This is a genomic window from Bacteroides sp. AF29-11, from assembly GCF_003602895.1.
GTDB lineage: Bacteria > Bacteroidota > Bacteroidia > Bacteroidales > Bacteroidaceae > Bacteroides > Bacteroides uniformis.
Genome location: NZ_QTLY01000009.1, coordinates 278,746 through 303,004, shown reverse-complemented (window position 1 = coordinate 303,004; position 24,259 = coordinate 278,746). Strand labels below are relative to the sequence as shown.

At 45.4% G+C, this 24,259-nt stretch carries 18 protein-coding genes; 12 read left to right on the top strand and 6 right to left on the bottom strand.

Features of this window, described 5'->3' with window-relative positions; translation table 11 throughout:
* Positions 1–183 precede the first annotated feature (183 nt).
* From DWZ03_RS16875 to DWZ03_RS16830, 7 genes are all read left to right on the top strand, one after another.
* On the top strand, positions 184–834 hold the full coding sequence (locus tag DWZ03_RS16875) for a hypothetical protein (RefSeq protein ID WP_120130423.1): 651 nt from the start codon (positions 184–186) through the stop codon (positions 832–834).
* A gap of 790 nt (positions 835–1,624) precedes the next feature.
* On the top strand, positions 1,625–1,801 hold the full coding sequence (locus DWZ03_RS20285) for a hypothetical protein (protein WP_016272559.1): 177 nt from the start codon (positions 1,625–1,627) through the stop codon (positions 1,799–1,801).
* Positions 1,802–1,873: 72 nt separating this feature from the next.
* A complete protein-coding gene (locus tag DWZ03_RS16860) occupies positions 1,874–3,313 on the top strand; it encodes a hypothetical protein (protein WP_243634970.1) in 1,440 nt (479 codons plus the stop codon).
* A gap of 118 nt (positions 3,314–3,431) precedes the next feature.
* Positions 3,432–3,869, top strand: coding sequence for a DUF3244 domain-containing protein (locus tag DWZ03_RS16855; RefSeq protein WP_016272561.1), 438 nt, complete (start codon positions 3,432–3,434; stop codon positions 3,867–3,869).
* Positions 3,870–3,996: 127 nt separating this feature from the next.
* The gene (locus tag DWZ03_RS16850; protein ID WP_061411404.1) at positions 3,997–4,215 is read left to right on the top strand and encodes a galactosyltransferase-related protein; all 219 of its coding nucleotides are present in this window, start codon (positions 3,997–3,999) and stop codon (positions 4,213–4,215) included.
* A gap of 785 nt (positions 4,216–5,000) precedes the next feature.
* Positions 5,001–5,849, top strand: coding sequence for a formylglycine-generating enzyme family protein (locus DWZ03_RS16835; RefSeq protein WP_035450030.1), 849 nt, complete (start codon positions 5,001–5,003; stop codon positions 5,847–5,849).
* 67 nt (positions 5,850–5,916) lie between these two features.
* Entirely contained in the window at positions 5,917–7,113 is a 1,197-nt protein-coding gene (locus DWZ03_RS16830) for a 6-bladed beta-propeller (RefSeq protein WP_225982652.1), read from the top strand.
* A gap of 4 nt (positions 7,114–7,117) precedes the next feature.
* Here the strand turns inward: DWZ03_RS16830 and DWZ03_RS16825 are convergent, their stop codons facing one another.
* The 4 genes from DWZ03_RS16825 to DWZ03_RS16810 all read right to left on the bottom strand — a co-directional run bounded on the left by DWZ03_RS16825 (position 7,118) and on the right by DWZ03_RS16810 (position 11,455).
* Complete coding sequence (locus DWZ03_RS16825) at positions 7,118–8,140, bottom strand: AI-2E family transporter (protein ID WP_057097207.1); 1,023 nt, start codon at positions 8,138–8,140, stop codon at positions 7,118–7,120.
* A 76-nt stretch (positions 8,141–8,216) separates the two neighbouring features.
* Complete coding sequence (locus tag DWZ03_RS16820) at positions 8,217–8,831, bottom strand: L-threonylcarbamoyladenylate synthase (RefSeq protein ID WP_009037122.1); 615 nt, start codon at positions 8,829–8,831, stop codon at positions 8,217–8,219.
* A 68-nt stretch (positions 8,832–8,899) separates the two neighbouring features.
* The gene (locus DWZ03_RS16815; protein ID WP_009037121.1) at positions 8,900–10,642 is read right to left on the bottom strand and encodes an ATP-dependent RecD-like DNA helicase; all 1,743 of its coding nucleotides are present in this window, start codon (positions 10,640–10,642) and stop codon (positions 8,900–8,902) included.
* Between the two features lie 12 nt (positions 10,643–10,654).
* The gene (locus DWZ03_RS16810; protein WP_016272569.1) at positions 10,655–11,455 is read right to left on the bottom strand and encodes a Cof-type HAD-IIB family hydrolase; all 801 of its coding nucleotides are present in this window, start codon (positions 11,453–11,455) and stop codon (positions 10,655–10,657) included.
* Between the two features lie 87 nt (positions 11,456–11,542).
* Between DWZ03_RS16810 and DWZ03_RS16805 the strand changes: the two genes are divergently transcribed.
* From DWZ03_RS16805 to DWZ03_RS16785, 5 genes are all read left to right on the top strand, one after another.
* Positions 11,543–12,436 (top strand): prenyltransferase, encoded by an 894-nt coding sequence (locus DWZ03_RS16805; RefSeq protein WP_022401746.1) that lies wholly within the window; start codon positions 11,543–11,545, stop codon positions 12,434–12,436.
* Positions 12,433–13,047 carry a CPBP family intramembrane glutamic endopeptidase gene (locus tag DWZ03_RS16800; RefSeq protein ID WP_120130422.1) on the top strand — a complete coding sequence of 205 codons (615 nt, stop codon included), beginning with the start codon at positions 12,433–12,435 and terminating at the stop codon, positions 13,045–13,047. The genes DWZ03_RS16805 and DWZ03_RS16800 overlap by 4 nt, the downstream gene beginning before the upstream one ends.
* Before the next feature lie 85 nt (positions 13,048–13,132).
* Entirely contained in the window at positions 13,133–14,302 is a 1,170-nt protein-coding gene (locus tag DWZ03_RS16795; protein ID WP_005835307.1) for a MalY/PatB family protein, read from the top strand.
* A gap of 25 nt (positions 14,303–14,327) precedes the next feature.
* Positions 14,328–15,962, top strand: a complete 1,635-nt coding sequence (locus tag DWZ03_RS16790) for a helix-turn-helix transcriptional regulator (protein ID WP_117749146.1) — start codon at positions 14,328–14,330, stop codon at positions 15,960–15,962.
* A 172-nt stretch (positions 15,963–16,134) separates the two neighbouring features.
* Positions 16,135–18,540: a TonB-dependent receptor domain-containing protein gene (locus DWZ03_RS16785; protein WP_117749195.1), complete on the top strand. Its 2,406-nt coding sequence runs from the start codon at positions 16,135–16,137 to the stop codon at positions 18,538–18,540.
* Positions 18,541–18,599: 59 nt separating this feature from the next.
* Here the strand turns inward: DWZ03_RS16785 and DWZ03_RS16780 are convergent, their stop codons facing one another.
* Complete coding sequence (locus tag DWZ03_RS16780; protein ID WP_120130421.1) at positions 18,600–20,153, bottom strand: cellulase family glycosylhydrolase; 1,554 nt, start codon at positions 20,151–20,153, stop codon at positions 18,600–18,602.
* A 95-nt stretch (positions 20,154–20,248) separates the two neighbouring features.
* Positions 20,249–24,190: an ATP-binding protein gene (locus DWZ03_RS16775; protein WP_120130420.1), complete on the bottom strand. Its 3,942-nt coding sequence runs from the start codon at positions 24,188–24,190 to the stop codon at positions 20,249–20,251.
* Positions 24,191–24,259 lie beyond the last annotated feature (69 nt).

Sequence of the window (24,259 nt, the reverse complement as noted above, 5' to 3'; positions counted from 1 at the left end):
ATAGGTGAGGACAAGGAGGCTTTCTGGTTTCCATTGGCGGCGGGTACCATTGGCGGACTGGTGATGTCCGTCATCGGTATCTTCTTTTTCCTGCCGGTTTTTGTGCTGAAACAGCGTGATTTTCTTAGGAAATGATTACTTTTGCTCGATTTTGTTACCTGAATGGATACTTGAATTTTAAATATGGAAAGTGCGGAGTACTCTTTGGATGAGTTATTATGTCAGTCTCTTCTGTTGTTTCGTCAGTATCGGTTTTATGATGCTCCAGAATGTGGAGAAAAGGCATTCCGGATATTGGAGGAAGCCCATGTATGGATGGGGCGTACGCAAGAGTGTGTGGATATGGCGAAATGGGGGTGCGTGATAGAGTGTCTTGCGCAGAAATACTACATAGAAGATGATACGGATGCGATTCTGGAAGGAATTGATGCTGCCTTGGTTGCGCATTGGAAGAGGATAGAGAAAATCCATGCAGAAGTCACCACCGTTTATTTATGGCTGGGGTACTATTTCCTGCTACGTTTCAGAAACCGGGAATCCCGTTCCCATTCCCGTTGTAAACAGATAATGTCCAGCTTGTTGTGTGCTTTGGTCGAAATCTTCCGTAAGGTGGAGAAGGGGGGAGCCCCGACAGAAGTCTTGTCACATCTTTCGGTAGATGTTTGGGGAGAGACCGTCTGCTGGATGGAGCAGGTACATGATTCCCGTCTTTGCGAGAAGCAGTCGTCAGCTTTGCTGGCACAACTCTATAACCTGAAAAGTGTGGAGTTGGAAAAAGGTCTGGGAAAGCAGGATGCTTTGCTCCAGCAGATTCTGGAGTTTTATTGCTTTTAAGGGAAAATTATCTCTGCTTAGTTTTATCATTTCTGCTTCCACACTTCCACCTACTTCCTGCATCCCTTTATTCATCGGCATTACAAGTGCTGTGGAAGCAACTCAAAAAGGTGGAAGCAACTTTTGCTTCCACAGCGGAAATACGCCGAAAAGTAAGTTAATATCTTGTTTGTTAGTGTATTAATAGAATGTACAGCATTTTGCAAATATCTTGTTTACACGATATGCGTTTCGTGTAAACACGGTATTAACTTCGTAAAAGACCGTTTACCGATAGACTGCAGCTGGGCTCATAATAGGAATAAGATAGGTGCACAGTATGGGGAAACTATGAGTATAATAGGTGTTCAACGGTTATGAAGCACCTTGTTGACGGTCGTTAGTCGAGTGGTTGACGGCCGTTGGCAGAGCGCATCACGGCCGATAGGCGCTGATAACTCCGTACAGAAAATGGAAAGGAAGCCTATGTAAGGGGAAACAAGCTCTGAGCTATTTGTTTTGTTTGTCACATTTATCTTGTTTTTGTACATTGTTGAAGCGGTTTTTTGTATCTTTGAAGGGAGAGGCCGTAAAAAAGCTTATTCTCATCCAAAGTTTAATTATATATACATGGATTATGAAGCGATGTATAGTACTGTTCATAACATTCTGCTGTGCAGTTGTTTCTAATGCGCAGACAAATGGCATTGTGACTGATGGGGAAAAAGGATTGCCGTTGGCTGGTGTGAATATTTATCTCCAAAAGGATTCTGTGTATACGCAATGATAATCTGGTAAAGAACATGTTCATATGAAAAAACTGTTATATCTTGGGCTTTTGTCCGTTTGTGTACTGTTAGGTTCTTGCGTAGAGAAGAACGTATCCAATGTTTTTGATAAGGTAGAGAGGTATATGGATGTATATCCTGACAGTGCATTGCTGCTGTTGGAGCAAATTCCTCATCCGGAGGAGCTTCGTGGGAAGTAGCGGGCGGACTATGCATTGCTGCTAACGCAAGCACGTGATAAAAACTATCTGGATAGTTTGCAGTCGGATTCGTTGATAAAAATTGCGGTAGATTATTATAAGGATGATGGTGTAAAAGCAGGAAAGGCATTGTTTTATTATGGTAAAGTGGCAGCTTTGCAAGATAATGATACATTGGCTATACAAGCTTATTTGAGCGCTTTGGCTAAATTGGAGAAGACGGAAGAATATAAGTTGCAGGGATTTGTACATGAATATATCGGTGTTTTGAATACGGACAGAAAGCTATATAAAGATGCTCTCGACAATTATCAAAGTTCAGCGTATTGTTTTCAAAAGGCTGTTGATACTTTAGGAGTTATATATGTTTATCGGGATATTGCTCGTATTTATTATGTAGAACAGAAATATGACAGTGTTTATAATTACATTAATCGTGCTTTGTCCTTGTGTGAGAAAAAGAAAGGATGTATCAGTTTTGAACGGGTAATCCCTTCTTTATTACAAGTAAAAGGGATTGCCAAAAGAAATGAAGGGGATTTGGGAGATGCAATAGCCCTGTTGAAAACTGCGGTAGAGACTGAACAAGATAGGCATTCTATGCATCACTGTTCAATGTCATTGGGGAATATTTATTTGAATCTAAATAAGTTGGATGAGGCTGGAAGATGTTTCGCTTTAGCTTTGAATTCTGAAAATCCTCGTACTCTGGCGGGTGCATATCACTATTTGTATCTGTTGGAAAAGAAACAGAAAAAGTATGCAATGGCTCTCTATTTCAAAGAAAAGTCTGATTCGTTGTTAGTCATTGAACGGGATGCTAAACAAACATCTCAAATTTTGACTTTGCAACGTAAATATGAAAGAGGAAAACTTCTTTTAGAAAAGCAACAGGTTGAACGTGAAAAGCAAATACAGCTTTATTTTTGGATAGCAGTAGTCTTGTTTATTATACTGCTATGCATTGTTTTGTATTTTCTTTTGAGAAAGAGATATGAAGGACTGTTCCGGCAGAATATGCAAATAATAGAAGAAAATGAGTGCATGATTAAACGATATGTTTATGAACTTGATGTGTTGAAACAAAGGGCAGGTGAGATGGCAGAAACAAATAGAGAGAAGATTGCTAAATTGAACCAAAAGATTTTGCTATTGGAGAGTGAGAATAAAAAAATAAGTGAAAATGTATGTGTAAATGGCGTTTATCTCTTGGAACAATTGAAGAAGGAAAAGCTGATTGTGAAGAATATGACCAACCAGGAGAAAGAACAACTCCTTGAATATATAGATTTAATATATGGTAATTTTATTTCTCGGTTAAAGAAAGATTTTAAATTAACTAGTGGCAACTTGATGTTGTTGGCTTTGCTTAAAGTCGGTTTCACTTCCAGTGAATTGATGTTCACTTTTGACTGTGAGATGAATTCCATTTTTACGAAGAAACGGAGGTTGAGGGGAATCTTAAGTTTGGATACAAATGATAAATTGGAAGAATTTGTAGCTCTTTACTAGAATAATCGCTTGATTTTCGTCCACTAATTTAGAAATGTTTTTACTGTCATCTTATTGGTGTATAGAGTATTGACTTGTCTTGTGTTGTCCACTCGTATTTTCTCTAAGAAGTGATTGAATGGCTATCTTTGTAACATTCAAAACTAAAGATACTATGAAATCATTTTTTATTTTGTTAAGTTTATACTACTTTCTTGTAGTAAATGTAGTAAGTGCAGATTCAGTTACTTTTCCTTCGAGAGTAGAAATCGTCATGGATGAGGATTTTGATTTACCGGGTGGTCCGGGGAATGCTCATCGTTCTATTCCTTCAGCTACTCCTTTTTTAGCATTTTTGAATGATGACCATTCCATTGATTTGGAATTCTATCAATCGATAGGTGAAGTGGAAATTGCAATTTCTCAGAATGGGAATGTTGTTTACTCCTCTGCTGAGAATATAGACTCTCCTATATTAAGAAAAGTACAGTTACAGCAAGGTTTAGGTGGTGATTTTTTACTTGAGATAAAGGGCGCGGATGGGGCTTATGCATTCGGTAGATTTACTGTTCATTGATTTGATAATGAATATATAACACTATGAAACAAATCTCATTTTGCATCACTTGCATGAACCGGCTTATTATCGACGAAGTCATAGTGGGAATATGGTTTTTAGGTTAGCGAGTCGGTATGTAATCTGGATGCAGATAATTATCTGGGGGAAAGGCTTTGCAGAGTTCGTGATGAAGAAGTTTGAGAATGAAGAAAATATATTCTATATCAGTACTCTTTGTAAACGTGATGTTTTTGGACGAATATGTTTGAAGAAGCGAGGCTTTATTGCAATGAAAGGTTATAATGAGGCTTTGGTAGGCTATGGATTTGAGGATGCAGAATTTTATGATGGTCTGGAGTCGTAATCAGGATATGAAGTCGGGTGAAACTTGTTCGTTTTTAGCTAAAGAAAAGATTGTATAACGCTTCTTTTTAGTAAGAAGCATAATAATTATTTACGTATGAAAAAAAAATTGTAGTGTATGTCTTGATGGCTTTTATAGCTCTATTTTTAATATTTAGATTCGTGTCTATATCAAATAACATAAGTCTGCAAAGAGGAATTGTTAGAAGTGTATCTGCTACAGAGCATAATGATATTGTAATAGAGTTGGAGAATGATTCTTTTTATTATATAAATAGAGGTATGGAAAGTGAAATAAATTATGAATGGTTTCAGAATTATTTGCCAGGCCATGAAATAGAGTTGTATATTCAAAATGAACATTTATTTGGGTCAAATAGTAATCGTATTGTTGAAGTAAGCATAAATGATTCTTGCATATATAAGAAGTGATTTATATTTATTCGCAAGAAAACAGTTGTATGCCAAGAAGGTGATAACTTGTTTGATAAAGAGAACAATCAGCATATTCAAATTCGGGGAGTTAGTTCGGATGGATGTTTTTTTGCTTTATTACAACCGGATGAACTTAGCGATGATAATCAACAAAGAATGGGAGTTGAAGAAGAAGGTAACCCCATAATAGCTGTTCTTTATTAAGAAGTTGATATAAAGATGAAACTGTTTTCCCATGAAGTGTGAAAAATATATCTATGAATAGTTCGTAATTCATTTGTTTTTAGTATGTTTGTGCTATTCGTATATATAGTATGAAATACTAAGGAAGAGAATGTTCTTAATGAAAGTATGAAAAGAAGAGTTAAAGCATTGACTGTTGTTTTGGCAATATGTCTTATAACTGTTTTTATTCGATGTCAGTCGAATGAAACTCCTATTCAGCAACTTGTAGTTGTTGTGAATGGGGATTCTATTGAGATGGTTTTTGTGAAAGGAGGTACATTTATGATGGGATGTACAGATGAGCAGGGATGTGACTGTGAGGATAACGAGAAACCAGCACGTAAGGAGTCGGTATCTGATTTTTACATAGGAAAATATGAAGTTACTCAAAGGCTGTGGAGGGCGGTTATGGATACTGATTCCATTTTGCCGTTTAATGGGGGATGCGGAGATTGCCCGATGGAAAATGTAAGCTGGAAAAATGCGCAGGAGTTTATCGGTAGATTAAATGCTATGACCGGTAAAACATTTCGTCTTCCGACTGAGGCCGAATGGGAATACGCAGCGCGTGGTGGACACAAAAGTAAGCACTATAAATACAGTGGCAGCAATCAGGTAAGTGAGGTGGCTTGGTATGTTGGGAATTCCTCTGGCGGACAATATGGAGAAGCTGGAACTACCCGTCCGGTAGGTCTGAAAAAAAGCAATGAATTGGGATTGTATGATATGAGTGGCAATGTTTGGGAGTGGTGCGGTGATTTGTACACTAAAGAATACAAGCAAGGTGGTAAGTCTATCCATCCGGGATGGCCTTTTGAGGGTACTTATCTTTTTTTCCGCCGAATATTGCGAGGTGGAAGTTGGGGAGGAACAGCAGAGGGGTGTCGGGTGTCGTACATTGATTACGACATTGAGAATTATAGTGACGAGTATGGAGGTTTTCGCCTTGTGATGGAGCCGGAATCGATTAAATAATGTAATTAATGATGATAAGTGATATTTTACTACTTTCAGAGTAATGAATAGAAATGGTATGAGATATATGTGGAAATTCTTTTTATTATTGATGTTGGTTGTAACTTCGTGTTCCGAAAAGCAGATTGATGGCAATGTAATTAATGTTGCGGAAGCAATGAGTAGATTGTCAGAAGGACAATCTGTACAAAATTTGTTTTCCAGCATAAGTTATATTCCTTTGGAGACTAATGAGCAGGCTATTATAGGAAAATATCCGGAGTGCATAATTATGGATAGTGCGATATTGGTATCTTCTGTCCATCAGAATCTGAAACTTTTTGACCGTACTAACGGGAAGTATATTCGGGATATTGGACACGTAGGTACTGATCCGGAAGGATATGCAAAGGATTCATGGGGGAAAGTGAGCTTTTGGGCTGATGCGGTTCGGAGAACCGTTTATCTATTGGGATGGAATAATGATTTCCTACTATATGGATTTGATGGGAAATATAAGGATAGAATTCGATTGCAAGATACAGTCAATTGTATTCTGTCCCAAAATTACTATTTGATGGATGCGGACAGAATTTGGGGACATAATAAAATGAAACTCTCTCCGGAGACGCCATCAGTCTTTTATATGGATAGAAATACGATGTCATTGACCGGTATTGCTACATGGAATTCAGCCCTGCTTCCCATGGATGAGGTTTTGTCGGTTTCAAATTTGTTGGGGGGCAATGTTGCTTATGGAGGTGACTTGGCAATGGCAGAATTTGTTGGTGACCGGAAATATTATACGGCAATCAATAGCCCTTCGTTATGGAAATCTAAGGATGCCATCCGAGTGAAACAAGCTTTTAATGATACTATCTATACTATTTCAGAGCAGGGACTTACTCCATATCTGGTTTTTGAACTGGGTGAGTGGCACTGGAGTGAGCAGCAGCAATTGGATGTAGAAGGATGTGATAAGAAAATAGCCATAGACTATATTCTGGAGAATGCAGAATACATCTATTTCCATTTTCATACAAGCTTATATTTAGAAGAAAGCCAGTCATATTGTGGATTTTACCATAAGGAAAAGAAAACTGTTGTTTGCCAAAAGGGTGATAGCTTATTTGATAAAATGAATAATCAGCATATCCAAATCAGGGGAGTCACTTCGGATGGACATTTTTTTGCTTTGTTACAACCGGATGAACTCAGTGATGATAATCAACGGAGAATGGGAGTAGAAGAGGAAGGTAACCCTATTATGGTCATGCTTTATTAAGTACTTATTCCGTCGTCTTCCCCCTTGCATCCAAATACCCTCTTTTAAACATATCCACGAACAGAAAGAATAGTGATAAGAGCAGTGGCCCGAAGATGACACCCATGAATCCGAAAAGGGACAAGCCAATTACAACTCCGAAGACAGTGATAAGCGGATGAATGTCTGCCATTTTCTTCTGGATGATGAAGCGTATCAGGTTGTCGAGCTGTGAAATGACTGCACCGCCATAGATGGCCAGCCCGATAGCTTGAACCCAGTTGCCTATCAATGCCATGTAGACAGCTATCGGAAACCATACCAGCGCTGTTCCTACCATTGGGATGATGCTGGCGAAGCAGGTCAGGAAACCGGTGAACAAGATGTTGGGAGCACCGAAAATCCAGTAGCCTATCATGGCTACTCCTCCTTGTATGACGGCGAGTAAGGGGATGCCGATGGCATTGGAGCGGACAATCATGTTGATTTCGTGGATGACGTTTTGTGTATTGTCATCATTGAACGGCAGTAGGTCGTTGACGTACTGTTCCATCTTTTTGCCCCCTATCAGCATGAAGTAGAGTACAAAGACCAGTACGAAGATGTTGACGGCAAAACTGCTGATACCTCCCATGATGGCTTGCCCGATGCGGGGAAGAATTGAAATGACGTATGCCACCGTGTCTTTCCCCAAGATATAGTAGCCGGTTTTGGCTTTAATGATGTTGGCCGCTTCTTCGAAAGGAGCTATAATGGCTTGCGGGTCCAGATTGATGTTTTGAAGATTGACCACAGCCAGCCATACCACCAGCCCAAGCGGAACCAGAAAGCAGAGAATTGCCTCTGCTGTAATGAGGGTGGCAGCTATGCTGCGCTTCATTTTCCGCTTGTCGGAAAGATACATCATCTGCTTTCTTACCAGGATATAGATAGTCAAGGCTCCCAGCAGACCGCCCATGAATGGGGCTATTTGTCTGAAAAGAATGATTCCCAGCCCGATAATGATAGCTATCAATGAATATTTCCAGTATTGTTCTTTTGTGCTCATAAAGTTCCTGTATTTCTTAGTAAAGAAACATAAAAGAAGTTGAAAAGGTTTGGAAATTGTGGCCGGAATTCAATATTTATCCTTCGTCCAGCCAGCCTAACCCCTGGCGTATGATTTCCGGCTCCCCATTGGTGCAATCCACTACGGTAGAGCCTTCCGTACCGCCGATACCGCCGTCTATTACCAAATCGACAATATCACCGAATTTCTCGTCAATCAGTTCCGGGTCTGTGCAGTATTCAATGTCCTCATTGTCATCATGCGGCAATGTAGTTGTCATGATGGGAGCATCCAGCAGGCGGGCTATTTCCTGAATGATGGAATTGTCCGGCATACGGATGCCGACCTCCTTACGGTTACGGAATATCTTGGGCAGGCGGGTGGTGCCGTTCAGAATGAAGGTGAAAGCTCCGGGCAGATTACGCTTCATCAACTTGAAGGTGCTGTTGTCCACTTTGGCGTATTCGCTGACCTTGCTCAAGTCGTAGCAGATGATGGAAAGATTGTTCTTCTTGGGGTCGATGTCCTTGAGGCGGCAGATGCGCTCGATGGCGCGCTCCTTCAGTCCGTGGCAGCCGATGGCATACATGGTGTCGGTAGGGTAGATAAGGATACCTCCGTCATTCAGTAGGTCGATCACCTGCTGCAGGTCGGCGGGATTGTTATTTTTTTCATAAAGTTTCAGAAGCATGGCGGAAATGGATTTGAGTTTTATATTATATGCAAAAATAGATAATAATCGGCTTATAAACAAGCGATTCACCTTTTTAGCATCTCTTTCTCCAGTTTCTTTATCTTCTTCCAGGCCTCTTTGAATTTGGGACAGAGGGTGACGGCTTTCTCATAGTTTTTCATGGCTGCCTCCTTCATGTCATGCTTCAGGCATTCGTCACCCATAAGGATGTATTCGCGGGCATACTTTACAAGGGCTTTCTCTTTCTCCAATGCTGCTTGTTTCAGTGCACGGTTTTCCTCTTTCAGACGGTTGATGATGTTCAGCTTCCGGCGGATGAGGCGCTGCACGTTGGGCTTCTCGATGTCGTAGCGGGAATGGATGGCTTTGAAAAACTCATCCAGGAAAGTGCCGAAATCCCCTTTGTCGAAGGCTTTGGCGGCGGCAACGTATTGAACGTCTGCCTGTGCTTGCTTCAAGGCACGGTCGATGGCGGTGCGGTTGTTGAAGCGTTCGGAGAAACTGACAATCTCCGGACGCACGAATACATCGGCACGGCTGATGGGCTTTTTCAGCTGGATGCCTTCCAGCGAGGTGCAGCGGCTGAGGGCTACGTATGCCTGCCCACCGGCAAACACGCCGCCGGTAAAGTCGATGACTACCCGGCTGAAGGTCAGCCCTTGGCTCTTGTGGACGGTGATGGCCCATGCCAGGCGCACGGGATATTGTGTAAAGGTACCCAGCTCTTCCTCTTCAATCTGTTTCTTTTCTTCGTTGTATTTGTAGCGGATGTTTCGCCACGACTCTCGTTTGACGTCACATTCCTTGCCGTCGTCGGTGATGACGTAGAGGGTCTCTTCAATAGGGTCGAAGCCGCTGATGACGCCGATGGTGCCGTTCACCCAGCGGCGGTCGAAGTCATTCTTGATGAAGATGATTTGTGCGCCCGGTTTCAGTACCAGTTCCTGCGAGGTGGGGAGGCTGCTTTCGGGAAAGTCTCCCATGATTTCGCCGTAGAAGGTGACCGGGTCACCGGGAAGTTCCGCCAGTTTCTTGTCGTTGATGTAGTCCACATTATCACGGCGGGTGGCGAGGGTGATGTACATGTCGGCTTCCGATTGCTCTATTTGGGTGCCATAGCGGGTGTTGAGCAGCTGAAGTTCGGTAGAGCCGACGGTATTGTTGCGGATGTGATCCAGCACATGGATGAACTTGCTGTCTGTTTGCCGGTATACTTTCTGCAGTTCGATGGAGACAAGGTCTATCTGGCCGAATACCCTGGCAGAGAAGAAATAAGGGGTAGGGTAGAATCGGTTCAGTATCTCCCGTTCATCTCCTTTGACGACGGGTTCCAACTGGAACACATCGCCCACCAATAATATCTGTTTGCCACCGAAGGGCTCGCGCAGGTTGCGGGAATAGACGCGCAGGATGCGGTCTACGGCGTCGATGATGTCGGCGCGTACCATGGAAATCTCGTCGATGATGACCAATTCCAGCTCTTCCAGCAGTTTGCGGTGGGGTTTGGTGTATTTGAAAAATTCGTGGATGCGTCCCCGTTGCAGACTGAAGTTCGGGTCGTCGGGCAGCAGGGGGTAGAAGGGCAGTTTGAAGAAGCTGTGCAGGGTACTGCCTCCGGCATTGATGGCGGCTATGCCGGTCGGTGCAAGCACCACGTGCTTTTTCTTTGTATTCGCGCAGATGTACTTCAGGAAGGTCGATTTGCCCGTACCTGCTTTGCCCGTCAGGAATACGGACTGACGGGTATACTGGATGAGGTTCAAGGCGTCTTGAAACTCTTTGTTTTGGGTATCGGGAACGAAGCTCAAAAGATTTCAGATTTATGATGGATTCCCGACTATGCCGAAATATTTCAGGGCGTTGGCGATACCGTCTTCATCAACAGAAGTGGTTGTGTAGTTACTGGCAGCTTTCACGTCATCATTGGCATTGCCCATGGCTACACCGATACCGGCATGGCGCAACATGCTGATGTCATTTCCTCCGTCGCCGAAGGCCATGGTTTCTTCCAGCTTGATGCCGAAGTGGCGGATAATCTGGTCGATACCGTTCTGCTTGGTGTTTCCTTTGGCTGTCACGTCTACGAAGGCGGGATGCCAGCGGCCCATCTCGCAGTGGGGGACGGCGGGCAGGATGATTGCTTCTTCCTCGGCGTTGATAAAGGGAGTCAGCTGGAAGAAGGCTTTGTCGGCATGGCTGTCGGTATAGGGCTTTGCTTCGATGGGGTCCACTTTGAGTTGGCGGTGGAAGATTTCCTCCACTACTTCGCCGGGCTGGTTCACGCAGATGTCGTGCTCTCCCACCAGGATGCATGGGATGTTGCGTTCGTGGCAGAAAGCTGTCAAGGCATCCACTTCCGCTGTCGGTATGGGGCTTTTGTAGATAACGGTGTCTTCTACAAAGCAATAGGCGCCGTTCATCGTGATGTAGCCGTCTATCAGATTCCGTTCCTGCAAGGCAGACAAGTTGTTGATGATGACGCGTGGACGTCCGGTAGAAATGAAGATATGTATGCCTTTGGCTTTGGCGGCAGTCAACGCTTCAATAGTGGAAACGGGAATTTCGTGGGTCTTGAAGCTGACCAAGGTTCCGTCGATGTCAAAAAACAGAGCTTTTATCATAAGGGGTTCTTTTATCTTGTGCGCGAAATTACTTAAAAAAGCGAAGATATTTCGTACTTTTGTGCACAAATAAATGATAAATAACAAATGAAGAAACATTCTTTGAAAGATTGGATGATAGCGGTGCGTCCGTGGTCATTCCCCGCCTCTTCGATGCCGGTGGTGGTGACGTTGGCATATCTGTATTGGATGCGGCAGGACATAAACTGGGTGAACGGTATCTGGGCATTGTTGAACATCATTGTGTTTCACGCTGCCGGGAATACCTGGAGTGATTATTTTGACTATAAGCATAAGGTCGATGCAAGGGATACCTTTGGCGCCAAGACACTGACTGATGGGATGTTTACCCCGCGTGAGATATACCGCTTGTCGATGGCATTGCTGGCAGTTGCCCTTGTTGCGGGTATCGGCTTGTTGTGGCGTACCGGCTTGCCGCTGTTGTATATAGGTATAGGCGGTGCAGCTTGCTCGTTGCTTTATCCACCGCTCAAGTATCGTGCGTTGGGCGATGTCGTCATCTTTTTGGCGTATGCCTTGCTGCCGACGTTGGGCACCTGCTATGTGGCTACGGGAGTAGTTGACTGGAATGTCTTGTGGATAGCTCTGCCGGTGGGACTGATTACGGTGGCCATTCTGCATGCCAATAATACACGGGATATGCGTACCGATGCCCGTGCAGAGATTCAGACACTGGCCATGAAGCTGGGAGGAAAGGCGTCGATGTACGTTTATTGTGCCGAAGTCCTTTTTCCTTTTGGCTGGATAGCCGGCTTGATAGCTGCGGGAACTCTTCCTTTATGGACCCTGCTGGTGATGCCGGCACTGGTTCCTGCCATAGGCAATGTACGGGTGGTGTCCCGTTTTCCCGGAAAGGGAGAAAGTGCCATAGCCGGTCTGGATGAGATGACTGCAAAACTCCAGTTGTTGTTCAGTCTGCTGTTCACGTTGTCGTTCGTTGTAGCCGGTCTGCTGTCATGAAGAAGCTGATTTTTACCATTCTGCTGGCTGCCGTGCTGTGGACGGTCATGTTTTCGCCTTGGACGGCTCCTTTCGTGAATTTCTGGTGGATGATGACCGGTTCTGCGCTCACACTGTCCGTGTTTGCCACCTTGTTCAATCCCGGCTGGTGGCGGGAGGTGAAGTGGAGCTTGCCGAATGTCTTGCTGGGACTTGGCATTGCTGTTGCTTTGTGGGGCGTTTTCTGGTTGGGAGACAAGGTGTCATCTTGGATGTTCGATTTTGCCCGTCCGCAGGTGGACTCCATTTATGGGATGAAAGAGGGAGAGTCTCCTTGGCTGCTGGCAGCATTGCTGCTGTTGCTGATAGGGCCGGCGGAAGAGATTTTCTGGCGCGGCTATGTGCAACGCACGCTTTCCAAACGCTGGAATCCGAATGCGGGTTTTGTGGTGGCTACTTTGATTTATGCACTGGTGCATGCCGGTTCCTGCAACTTCATGCTGGTCATGGCGGCTCTGGTGGTGGGGGCGGCATGGGGGGCGCTTTACCGTTTCTTTCCGAACCGCTTTGCCGCTATTATCTTGTCTCATGCAGTGTGGGATGTGGTGGTATTTATATTTTTCCCGATATGATTATTGTTTACAAAAATAAGGTGGCGGTAATGGGTCGTATAAAAACAAGACAAATTGATGCGTTGAATTATAAAAAAGCAAGCATATGACTTACAATTTTGATGAAGTAATAGAGCGCCGTGGTACCGACTCCGTGAAATGGGACGGTGTGAAGAGTGTATGGGGACGCGATGACCTCCTCCCCATGTGGGTGGCGGATATGGATTTCCGCACGCCCCCGTTTGTGATGGAAGCCTTGCGGAAGCGTCTTGAACATGAAGTGCTGGGCTATACGTCTGCGTGTGAGGAATGGTATACTTCCATTTGTAGCTGGCTCAGTCGTCGCCACGGTTGGGACGTCACTCGCGAGATGCTGACTTTTGTACCCGGCATTGTCCGCGGTCAAGCCTTCGCATTGCAATGCTTCACCAATCCCGGCGACCGGGTAATGGTGATGACTCCCGTTTATCATCCCTTCTTCCTGGTGACGCAACGCATGAAGCGCGAAGTGGTTTACTCTCCGCTCGACCTGAAAGACGGACAGTATCAGATTGACTTTGAGCGTTTCCGTAAGGATATACAAGGATGCAAAGTATTGATTCTCTGCAATCCCCATAACCCGGGCGGGCGTGTATGGACGGTGGACGAATTACGCCGGATTGCTGATATTTGTACGGAAAGCCATACGTTTGTCATCTCCGATGAAATTCATGCCGACTTGACTCTGCCACCTTACAAACACCATCCTTTTGCTACTGTTTCGGGGGCTGCCGCGCAGAATTCCCTCACCTTCATGGCACCCAGCAAAACATTCAATATGCCGGGATTGGGAAGTTCGTACGCCATTATCCTCAATGAGGACATCCGCCACCGTTTTCAGGAGTTCATGGAAGCGGGCGAGTTCAGCGAAGGGCACATGTTGGCCTATATCGGTGCGGCTGCTGCCTATATGCATGGTGAGGAATGGTTGGAACAGCTGCTGGACTATATAAAGGGCAATATCGATTTCACGGAGAACTACCTGCGCGAGCATATTCCGGGCATCGGCATGATACGTCCGCAGGCTTCTTACCTGATTTATCTGGACTGCCGGGGATTGGGGCTGACTCAGGAGGAACTGGTGAGACTATTTGTGGACAAGGCACACCTGGCACTGAATGACGGCACCATGTTCGGTGAACCGGGTAAGGGATTTATGCGGCTGAATATCGGCTGCCCGCGTTCGGTGTTGGAGCAGGCGCTGAAGCAACTGGAAACTGCGGTTGCAGACAAATGATAGAAAAAACTATATCTCCTATATTATGAATAGATTACCTTTCCTTGGACTATTGTTTGCGTTGCTGTGCCTTGTTGCCTGCCGGCAGATGAATGAGGCACATCTGTTACATCTGGCAGAAAAGCAGGTGAATATGAATGTGGACAGCGTGTATGCCTTGCTGGTACAGATAGAGAGGCCATCGCAACTTTCGGATGAGGAGAGGCTGTTGTATGGATGGCTGAATGCTTATGTGCACTATAAGCGGCACAACTCGATGGCGGAAGATTCCTTGATATTGCCTGCTTCCGATTATTACGTCTTCCGCAACGACACGGCGAAGAATCTGTTTTCCTATCAGTTGAAAGCCTGGTACTGGTATTGGCTGAAAGAGCACGAACGGTGTATAGCTGCCATTGACAGCGGCGTAGCTTTGGCCAAGGCGCTGCAGGACACGGGAAGAATGGCTGATATGCTGATTGATAAGGCATACTGGTATGTGTATGTCTGGAAAGATTATGAGAAAGCGATAGAAACTTTCCGTACCGCCATAGCTTTGGACGCAAGAGCCGGAAGCTTCTTCTCTATGGGAATTGCCATGGGGCTGAACAAGAATGATTCTGCATCCTATTACATGGAGCGCAGCATAGAACTGGCAGTGGAGGCAGAAGATACCAGTAAGATAGTGCATTATTTGCGTAACTATGCCCAGATGCAGGCTTACTCTTTTGATGAACCTTCCGGTGCAATAGCTACTATTCGTCGTATGGAGCAGTATGTCGTCGACCCGGTGCAGTTGCGTATGGGAGATCTGGTGAAAGTGGAAGTGTTCTTGAAAGAAGGGCTGCTTGATTCGGCGGAATACTATTTGAATAAGGAGAGGAAACGTGGCGAGGGCCGGAACCGGTTTCTGACGGAAGAGAATATGGTGGCGGTATATAGGGCATTGATAGATTATACACGTCACCGTACGTTTGATGTGCTGGACGTGGCGCGCTATAATGATTCTGTAGCCAATGCTCTTACTGCGTTGCAGAGTACTGTCCGGCGTAAGGACGAGTCGAAGGAGACGCTTTCGCAAGCCAACTTGATTCTGACGGTGGAACGGAAGCAGGCACAACTGAATTTGTTGCTGGCACTGTTGGTACTGGTGCTTGCAGGTGGCGGTGTGTCCCTTTATATCCGTAACCGGCGTAACCGGTTGATTGAAGCGGAAGAACGGGCGGAAACACTGACCCGGTTGCTGGAAGATGCGATCAGGAACCAGTCGAAAGGGGAAGACGGGCAGTTTTTTCGGAAAATACTGTTGCAGCAATTAGGCATGATACGGCTGGTGGCTAAACAACCTACCTCACAGAATCAGGAGCTGCTTCGCCGCATTTCGGGTATTACCAGCCATGAACTGCCGGTAGAGAGTTTGCTGGTATGGGAGGACTTGTATCCTATCATAGACCGGATTTATGATAACTTCTACACAAAGATGGACAGCTGTTTTGGCGATGTGCTCATTGACAAAGAAAAGCAGCTTTGCTGCCTGCTCTGTGCGGACTTCTCGACGAAGGAGATTAGTGTGGTGATACAACAGAGCATTCCTACCATTTACCAGCGAAAGACGAATATCCGCAAGAAACTGGGGATGGGGGAGAAGGAAGGCATCGTAGAGTTTATAGGCAGCATATAGACCGGAAAAGGCATAATATAGACTTTTGTGAAATTAAAGTGTTGATATGTAGTGATTTGTAGTTTTGGAATATAGACTTTTTATTCCTCGATATAGACCGTTTGAGGCATGTTTTACCCCTACCTTTGTATCAGCGAAATACAAGGTGTGAAATATTGAAATCAAACGCATGATGAAAGAAAAACTACTGAACAACGTTAGAAAAAGAGTGATGGTATGGGTGGCCTTGGCAAGTATGGCAACTCTGCTTCCTGCTCAGACTTACCGGCTTTCCGGTTGTGTGCAGGACGAGAACCGCCAACCGGTAGAGGTGGCGAATGTGCTGCTGAAGCAGGCAAAAGACAGTATCTATATTACCGGTATGCTGACCGACACACAAGGTTGTTTTTCCTTTGACCAGCCACTGGGAGAATACTTGTTGCATATTACCCTTATCGGCAGCGAAGACCTCTACGTTCCCGTTGTGCTGCAAGGAAACAAAAACGTTGGCGAATTGACATTGAAATCTTCTTCTGCCTTGCTGGACGAAGTGACCGTTACGGCCGCGCGTCCCGTTATCAAGCGTCTGGTGGATAGGGTAGTGTTCGATGCACATAATACCATAGCCTCTGCCGGAGGCAGTGCACTCGACCTTCTGCGTGAAGTGCCCGGTCTGCAGGTTGGACAAAACAGTATTGGTATTATAGGTAAAGGGGGTATCAAGGTTTATATCAACGACCGTGAGACGAAGCTGTCAGGAGATGAACTGATAGATTACCTCCGTTCCTATGACGCCTCCCAGATACTGAAGGTGGAGGTGATTACCACGCCTCCGTCCAAATACGATGCCGCCGGAAATGCAGGCATCATCAATATCCGCTTGAAGTCACGCCCCAAAGATTACGTGGGTGGTACGGCTTCCGCTTCCTACAGCGCTGGTGAAAAGGACAATTACGGATATGGCGGGGTAAGCCTGAACCTCAGCAAGGGGCGCGTGTCATCCTTCCTCAACGGGGGTACTACGCAGGGCAACTATGAGACGCGTGAGAAGAATTACCGCTATTTTCCGCAGAACACCTGGAACAGCCGTGCCGACTACACCAATTACATGAATAGCTTCTACCTTCAGGGAGGTGTGGACGTATCGTTGGAACGGGACTGGACTGTAGGTATGCAGGCCATCTATAATCACAGTGCTCCCAAACCGGGCAACGCCCTTTCATGGACGGAAGTTTACGATGCCTCTACCGCCGTATTGGATTCTTTGCTGTACTCCAACAGTGACAAGGATACCAGTTCCGACCGCCTCAATCTGAATTTTCATACCGATAAGGTCTGGGATGACAAAGGCAAGAAAATGACTTGGGATGTGGATTACCTGCGTGACAACCGGGACGAAAATATGGGCTTTCTCTCGAAAACCCTCCTGCCTGACGGTACGGAGATTCCGGGTACAAACTTCGACTACAACTATCTGCAACATCGCAAGGTGGATGTAGTCTCCTCCGCTCTTGATTTCATCCTTCCTTTTGAAAAGTACAAGATAACGGCAGGTGCCAAGGTCTCCTTTACCAACACTCGCAACGGTATCAATTACGATACGTCGGACCCTACGCTGGTGCAGGATGATTATTTCCGTTACAAGGAGCAAATCTATGCCTTATATGCTGATTATAGCCGTGAATATTCCGAACGTTTTTCCATGCAGTTGGGCTTGCGTATGGAGCACACCTGCACTACCGGTATTTCCGAAGCGAAGGATACGGAGGACAAGCACGACTATACGCGCTTGTTCCCTACTGTCTATCTGCTTTATTCGCCTACAGACGGGCATGCGCTGAACTTCAGTTTCTCCAACCGCATCTCCCGTCCGTCGCAGAATATGGTCAATCCTTTTCCGTTCTATCAGAACAAATATACATATGCCTGCGGACGTGAGGACTTGAAACCCAGCTACACTTACAATGCAGAACTGGGATATACGTTGAAGAACAACTTCAATGTTTCCGCTTATTATTCTTATTCGGACGATGTATTCTTCCAGGTTGTGGACTTGGATGCCGAAACGAATGTGACTTCTTTCCTTTGGGAGAATTTCATGAAGACGCATGCTTTCGGGCTTAACAATTCGTACACTTTCCGTACCAAATGGCTGCAAGCTTACGCCCAGCATGGAGTGAGCTATCGCCGGACTACCTCCAGCGCTGTCACCACCTCTCCCGAGGAGAAAGGATGGGCTTATGACGCCAGTCTGCGCAACACTTTCTTCTTCAATGAAAAGAAGACTCTTCTGGCCACGTTGTCCGGTTCCTATTCTTCCCGTCAGTATCAGGGCATCTATCTGATGAGCCCCACTTACAGCGTCAGTGCAGGTATGCTTTATCGGTTGTTGAACAATAAGCTCAGCCTCAGCCTGAATGTCAACAATTTGTTTGTCAGCCATTCCAAATTGGAAACCATGTCCAACGGGTTGAAGATAATTGCCGACAATCAGTTTGCCTTTGCCAGTTTCCGTATCGGTGTATCCTATACTTTCGGTGGTGATATACGTAGTAAGGGTCAGCGGAACAGTAACGAGGATATTCAGAGGAGGCTATAACACGGAAAGGGTGCTACCCGGTTTCCCCTTTTGTTGCTAAGTGGGAGATTGTCGAACTTTCATTGTGGAGCGTTATTGTATAGGCTTTCTAATGTATATGAAGGGTCATTGGAGAAATACCCTTTGGTCATGACATCTATCACATCCTTTCCATTGTTGACATAAGTTCCTGTGGCGTGATTCATCAGCCCGGAACATTCCTGTCCGGCGCCGGCATTGCCGTTGTCCCAATAGAATACGGCCATGCCATTGGTGCGTGCAGCTTTGCATACATATTCTAGGTAGTATTTGCGGAATGTTTCAGAACGGTTGTTGTTGCGGTGTACGCACCCCATTTCTCCAATGTATACGGGAATCCCTTTTTCTACGTAAGCGGTTCTTAATGCTGCAAAGATTTTCTCAAGATGTTTTTCGTCTCCCCAGTTCTCTTTTTTGCTGGGGGCGCCGGTGTGTCCCCACTCTGCAAATTTATCTTCCAATGCGAAGGTGGCAGGGTCGTAGTAGTGTACTGATATTAACAGACGGTCTTTGGCTTGGTCTGTTGGGAGCTGCAGGTGTTTTATGGTAAGATTAGGGCTTGTGCAATAGCCGCTGATACCTAAGTAGCGGGTTGCATTGTTACCGCCGGTGGCACGGACGGCATCTACAAAAACTTGTTGCCATTCATTGAGTGTGGCATATTGTTTGCCTCCATCGGTGGTATTGGTGCCAGAGCCCCATCTTCCGTCATGAATTTCATTGAGGCCTTCAAAAATGAGGAACTCGCCTTTGTTCTCGAAACGTTGGGCTATTTGTGTCCACATGGATTTGAGTTGCTCTTTGATAGCGGTATTTACGTCTTTGTTTTGTGCTGCTTCTACGATATTAAGCCAGCGGTGCTCATCAAAACCGTCTTCGTGGATGTGGCGGTGTCCGTCATGATGGATGTTGATAATGGCTTTCAGCCCGGCTTTTTCAGCATATTCCACTACTTCGGCTACACGGTTCATCCAGTCCGTGTCGATATGATAGTGTGGGGCCTCGCCCACTTTTCCCAACCAGGTAACGGGGATGCGGACTGATGTAAATCCGGCTTGTTTTACTTTCAAGAGTGTCTCTTGTGTAACTTTACCGTTGCCCCATGAGGTTTCGTCGGCTATTTCGTTTACATGGGCGTCAAGCTGGTTACCCAGATTCCATCCGAGCCCCAACTCCTTTGCCACTTTTACGGCAGGAAGATTCTCGTCTATGGCAGGTTTGCTCTCTTGCTTATTATTTGCAGCCTGGGTGATGATGATGCTGGTTTCTTTTTCACCGGCCGTGATAGTTATGCCGGCTTCACGGGCATTCCCTTTATTGGCTTCTGCTGTAAATGCAAATGACGTAAGATTATCGGAAGAAGTATTTGATTTCAGTGTTATCCACCCGGCATTGGATTGGGCTGTTGCGATGGGATAGGATGAAACACGGATGGTTATTTCTCCACCGGCGGCTGCGAGATTCTGAGGGGATACACTTTTCACGGTGAGATAGGGCAACTCCTCTATGGAGGAATTGGAGCTGGAACAGGACAAAATGTTTATGGACAATAGTATTGCCATTACATTCTTCAAACAGATGAATTTTGTGTTCATAAAATCAGTTTTATAGGTTTATGGCGACAAAGGTAGTGGCAATGGGGTTATGTATAGTTTGAAATCCTGCATATAGAGGTTTGAAATCCTACAAATCAGCCTATATTCATTCTTTGCCCGGTGTATCGGCTGGGTTGGACACCGAAATATTTCTTGAATAAAGTGCTGAAATATTTGGAGTTTACAAATCCCGTTTGTATGGAAACATCGGTCACCGGTATTCCTTGTTGCAGTAGGGCGGCAGCTTGCTTAAGGCGGATAATACGGATGAAGTCTTGCGGAGTATGCCCGGTAAGAGCTTTCAGCCGTTCGTGGAAGAGAGTTCGGCACATGGCCATGTTTCGGCAGAGCCGGTCAATGTCGAATTCAAAATCGCTTATGTTATCTTTTACGATTTGAGTTGCTTTTTCCACAAAGGCACTGTCCGCATTATTGGGCATGGCAGATTGTACAGGCATTTCTTTGATGGTCTTGTCTGTCGAAAGGGTATGTTGCAGGGCAATCTGTGTATAGTATTGCCGTAGGCGTCTGCGATTCTCTATTTGTGCCTGAATTTTGGCTTTCAGTATATCTATGTCGAAAGGTTTGGCTATGTAGTCATCGGCTCCTTTCTGCAATCCTTCTATGATGGATGTCCTGAAGGTCTTGGCGGTAAGTAGTATGACCGGTATACCTGAAGTGGCAGGAGTGCTTTTTATACGGTGGCACATTTCGTCACCCGGCATACCGGGCATCATTATATCAGATAACACTAAACTGGGATATTGCGTTTCCATATATTCCAGCGCTTCTTGCGCATTGGATTTGTCTATGACCCGGTAAACCGGTTCAAATATACGGCGCATATAGAGGCGGAGTTCATCATTGTCTTCTACAATGAGTAATGTATCCTTGTCCGAGTCACAAAGTGTGGTGTTTTCGGTGGTAGTGAAATCTTTCGTGATTGGAGTGGCGGTGGGCACGGCGGAGGCTGTGACTGCGGCCTTGTTGAGTATGAGCATGAACTCCGAACCTTGGTTTACGATGGAGTTGACTTTGATGTCCCCTTTCAGTAAAGTGGCAAACCGCTTGGCTTGTAATAGTCCCAAGCCGATGCCCGGAGTGCCGGAACTGATGGCATTGCTGGCACGGAAAAAACTTGTAAACAGTTTCTTTTGTTCTTTGGGGGAGATGCCGATACCTGTATCGCTGACGATAATCTGTACTTTGTCAGCTTCGGCTTTCACGTCGATGCTGATTTTCCCTCCAGCAGGAGTGTATTTAAGAGCGTTGGATAGAAGGTTGGTAAGTATCCGGTCCAGTAATTTACTGTCGGCCCACACCCCCAACAGGCAGTCAATGCTGCTTGCCTGCAATGTTTTCTGTTGCTGCTGGCAGAGCGGTTGAAAGATAGTGAAGAGGTTGTCGATATTCTGTTTTAGTGGCACAGCCTCCATTTTGGGGTTCATACTGGAATGGTCTATTCGTTCAAAATCAAGTAGCTGTGATAATATGTCCAGTAGCTTGTTGAGATTGGAATGTGCCAGCCCTATAGACCGGATGGCGTCTGCATGAAGTGTGGAATCCTGACGCAATTCGTCCAAAGGAGCTTTGACAAGCGTAAGTGGGGTACGGATGTCGTGGGCTATGCTTACGAAGAAGGCAATCTTTTCGTTCATATAGTGGCGCACCAACTGTTGCTGTTTGCTTTTGATAATCACTCCTATAATACCGCATAGGGTTATGGTATATAATAGCCAAGCCCACCAAGTGTTCCACCATGGCTGGCAGATGGTGATGCTTGTTGTCCGGTTGCTTAATATAAGCCCGCTGTTGAGGCTGTATGACCGTATGCAAAGTTGGTATTTGCCTGGTGATACATTCGTGTAGCGCAGTTGCTCATTGTTTTCCAACTTGTTCCAGTCACGGTCAAACCCTTCAAGCATGTATTCGTATGCAATGTCTTCCTGATAACGGAAACTTACTGATTCAAATCCTATTGTGAATGAATTGTGTCGGTATGATAAAGTGATGGTGCTATCTGCCAGCATTTGCATGAGCTCTGGACGCATGTCTGTGGATTCTCTGCTGTCTATATTGTCTATCCGGAAGTTGGTGAGCTGTAAAGACGGGGCCTGATAGGAAGTGAGTGAAATGTGGGGTTTGAAAATCAGTACTCCGGTGGTGCTTCCCAGTGCTACACGTCCATCTGCCAATAGGATAGCGGCGGAACGGTTGTAGAATCTCGACATCACATGCTCAAAGTTTTGGTTGTATATCTGCATGGACGGCTGTGGGGGAAGGCAGGCCAGTCCGTGGTCGGTAGTTATCCATAACATCTTGCTGTGGTCGATGAGCAAGGCACTTACACGGTTGGAGGGCAGACGTTGCTCGGTAGAGAAAGCCCTTTTTTCAAGAGTTTGCAGATTGCACAAATAAAGGCCTCCGCCATCACTTCCCAGCCATGCTTGTTCATCGTCTATAAATGCTATGGATTGAATGAAAGCATTGAAATCCTCCCCTTTGTTGTCGGTGCTCTTAAATATATGTGCCTGTTTCCCTGTTTGTTTGTTTATCAGTACCAGCCCGTCCACTGTGCCTACAGCAATGGTATGTGCATCCTTTTGTGCTATGCAACGTGCTTTAATTACGTTGTACGATTTCCACTGCCGGGTAGGGTGCTCCAGTTGCAGCAACTGGTTGTCCATTGTCCCTATCCATAAATCTCTGTCTGTATCAAACTGTACTGTAGAGAGGTAGTCGGAAGGCAAACTGCTGTTGGTGCTTAAGTAATGATGTAAAATTTCTCCCTGGCTGTTGAGAAGAAAGACTCCATTGCCATAAGTGCCTGCAGCGATGATATCCTGGGAATCGATGGAGATACTTAATACCACATTGCCTGGAAGTATCTGCCTGCATCGGTTATTTGGGGGATTGTATATGCTGATACCATTATCGGTGGCAATCCACAATTCACCGTTGCTTTGTTCGCAGAATGCATTTACATTGTCATCGGCTAAGGATGGTTCTTCTCCTTTGCGATGTCTCAGTAAAGTTGTACTGGTTTCCTCGGGCATCATGAGAAATGCCCCGCCGGTATAAGTCCCTATCCATATATTGTCTTCGCAATCTCGGCATAGGGAATACACTCCCATGGCAGTAAGCATCCGGTTGGTGCGCGTGAAGAGTGGCTCCGCTTCGCCGCTGGATAAGTTGTAGGTGTACACTCCATCTCCATCAAAACCCAATAAAACGGTGGACGGTGTCATTTCTATCATGGAACGGATAGGAGTGTGAGGGAGAGAACCGTTTTTGACAGGCTGCTCTTGCCATGAACTGAGACTGATACTTTTCACTCCACAGTTGAAAGTACCTATTAATAATATCTCCTTGTTTGGAAGTGGTAGGAGACTTTGTACATAGGTGTCCGGGCAGAGTTTTTGTAATAAATTCCTATCCTTGGAATAGATACGTAAGTCACATGTGGTACCTATGGCCATACTTTGAGGTAATTCTGTGATATAGGTCACATGGCAGTCGGAATCAATAAGTTGGGGCGTTTCACCTAATAGACAACAGTAGAGACCGCTATTGAGCCCTATCCACAACTGTTCCTGAGAGTCAATAAAAAGGTAATGGAGAACCAGGCCCATATAAATATGTTCGGCTAAATCAAGGTAGAGCTCAAATTGATCGGTAAGCAGGTTATATCTGTAAATCCGTCCTACGTTATTATAAGCATAAAGTGAATTGTTGGGGCTTATGGTTAACATGGTAGTACTTCCTGAGGCATCGGAAAACCTTTGGTTGGTCCCTAATTTATAGCTTTTCATCGAGCGCCCGTTGAAACGGTTGATTCCATCAAGTGTGCCCATCCATATAGCTCCTGACTTGTCTGTTGCGATGGAAAAGACCCGTAGACTGTTCAACCCCTCTTCTGTACCAAATTGTAGGCTGGAAAAACGCTGGATATGCTTGTCTGCATGGGCTGTGATTGAGAACAGCATGAAGAAAAGCAAGACCAGAGTCTGTAGAGTTTGTTTAGTGCAGATATACATTTGCTATGCAATGTTGGTTAACGAGTACAAAAGTACATTAACTCTGTGAATGTTCAAAACAATAATCCA

Bases quoted from the DNA above. Each gene is read 5' to 3' on its own strand.
- DWZ03_RS16775 (WP_120130420.1), bottom strand. From the start codon at position 24,190: ATGTATATCTGCACTAAACAAACTCTACAGACTCTGGTCTTGCTTTTC.
- DWZ03_RS16805 (WP_022401746.1), top strand. From the start codon at position 11,543: ATGAAGAAACATTCTTTGAAAGATTGGATGATAGCGGTGCGTCCGTGG.
- DWZ03_RS16800 (WP_120130422.1), top strand. From the start codon at position 12,433: ATGAAGAAGCTGATTTTTACCATTCTGCTGGCTGCCGTGCTGTGGACG.
- DWZ03_RS16835 (WP_035450030.1), top strand. From the start codon at position 5,001: ATGAAAAGAAGAGTTAAAGCATTGACTGTTGTTTTGGCAATATGTCTT.
- DWZ03_RS16785 (WP_117749195.1), top strand. From the start codon at position 16,135: ATGAAAGAAAAACTACTGAACAACGTTAGAAAAAGAGTGATGGTATGG.
- DWZ03_RS16850 (WP_061411404.1), top strand. From the start codon at position 3,997: ATGCAGATAATTATCTGGGGGAAAGGCTTTGCAGAGTTCGTGATGAAG.
- DWZ03_RS16780 (WP_120130421.1), bottom strand. From the start codon at position 20,153: ATGAACACAAAATTCATCTGTTTGAAGAATGTAATGGCAATACTATTG.
- DWZ03_RS16810 (WP_016272569.1), bottom strand. From the start codon at position 11,455: ATGATAAAAGCTCTGTTTTTTGACATCGACGGAACCTTGGTCAGCTTC.
- DWZ03_RS16830 (WP_225982652.1), top strand. From the start codon at position 5,917: ATGTGGAAATTCTTTTTATTATTGATGTTGGTTGTAACTTCGTGTTCC.
- DWZ03_RS16820 (WP_009037122.1), bottom strand. From the start codon at position 8,831: ATGCTTCTGAAACTTTATGAAAAAAATAACAATCCCGCCGACCTGCAG.
- DWZ03_RS16825 (WP_057097207.1), bottom strand. From the start codon at position 8,140: ATGAGCACAAAAGAACAATACTGGAAATATTCATTGATAGCTATCATT.
- DWZ03_RS16795 (WP_005835307.1), top strand. From the start codon at position 13,133: ATGACTTACAATTTTGATGAAGTAATAGAGCGCCGTGGTACCGACTCC.
- DWZ03_RS16875 (WP_120130423.1), top strand. From the start codon at position 184: ATGGAAAGTGCGGAGTACTCTTTGGATGAGTTATTATGTCAGTCTCTT.
- DWZ03_RS16790 (WP_117749146.1), top strand. From the start codon at position 14,328: ATGAATAGATTACCTTTCCTTGGACTATTGTTTGCGTTGCTGTGCCTT.
- DWZ03_RS20285 (WP_016272559.1), top strand. From the start codon at position 1,625: ATGAAAAAACTGTTATATCTTGGGCTTTTGTCCGTTTGTGTACTGTTA.
- DWZ03_RS16855 (WP_016272561.1), top strand. From the start codon at position 3,432: ATGGCTATCTTTGTAACATTCAAAACTAAAGATACTATGAAATCATTT.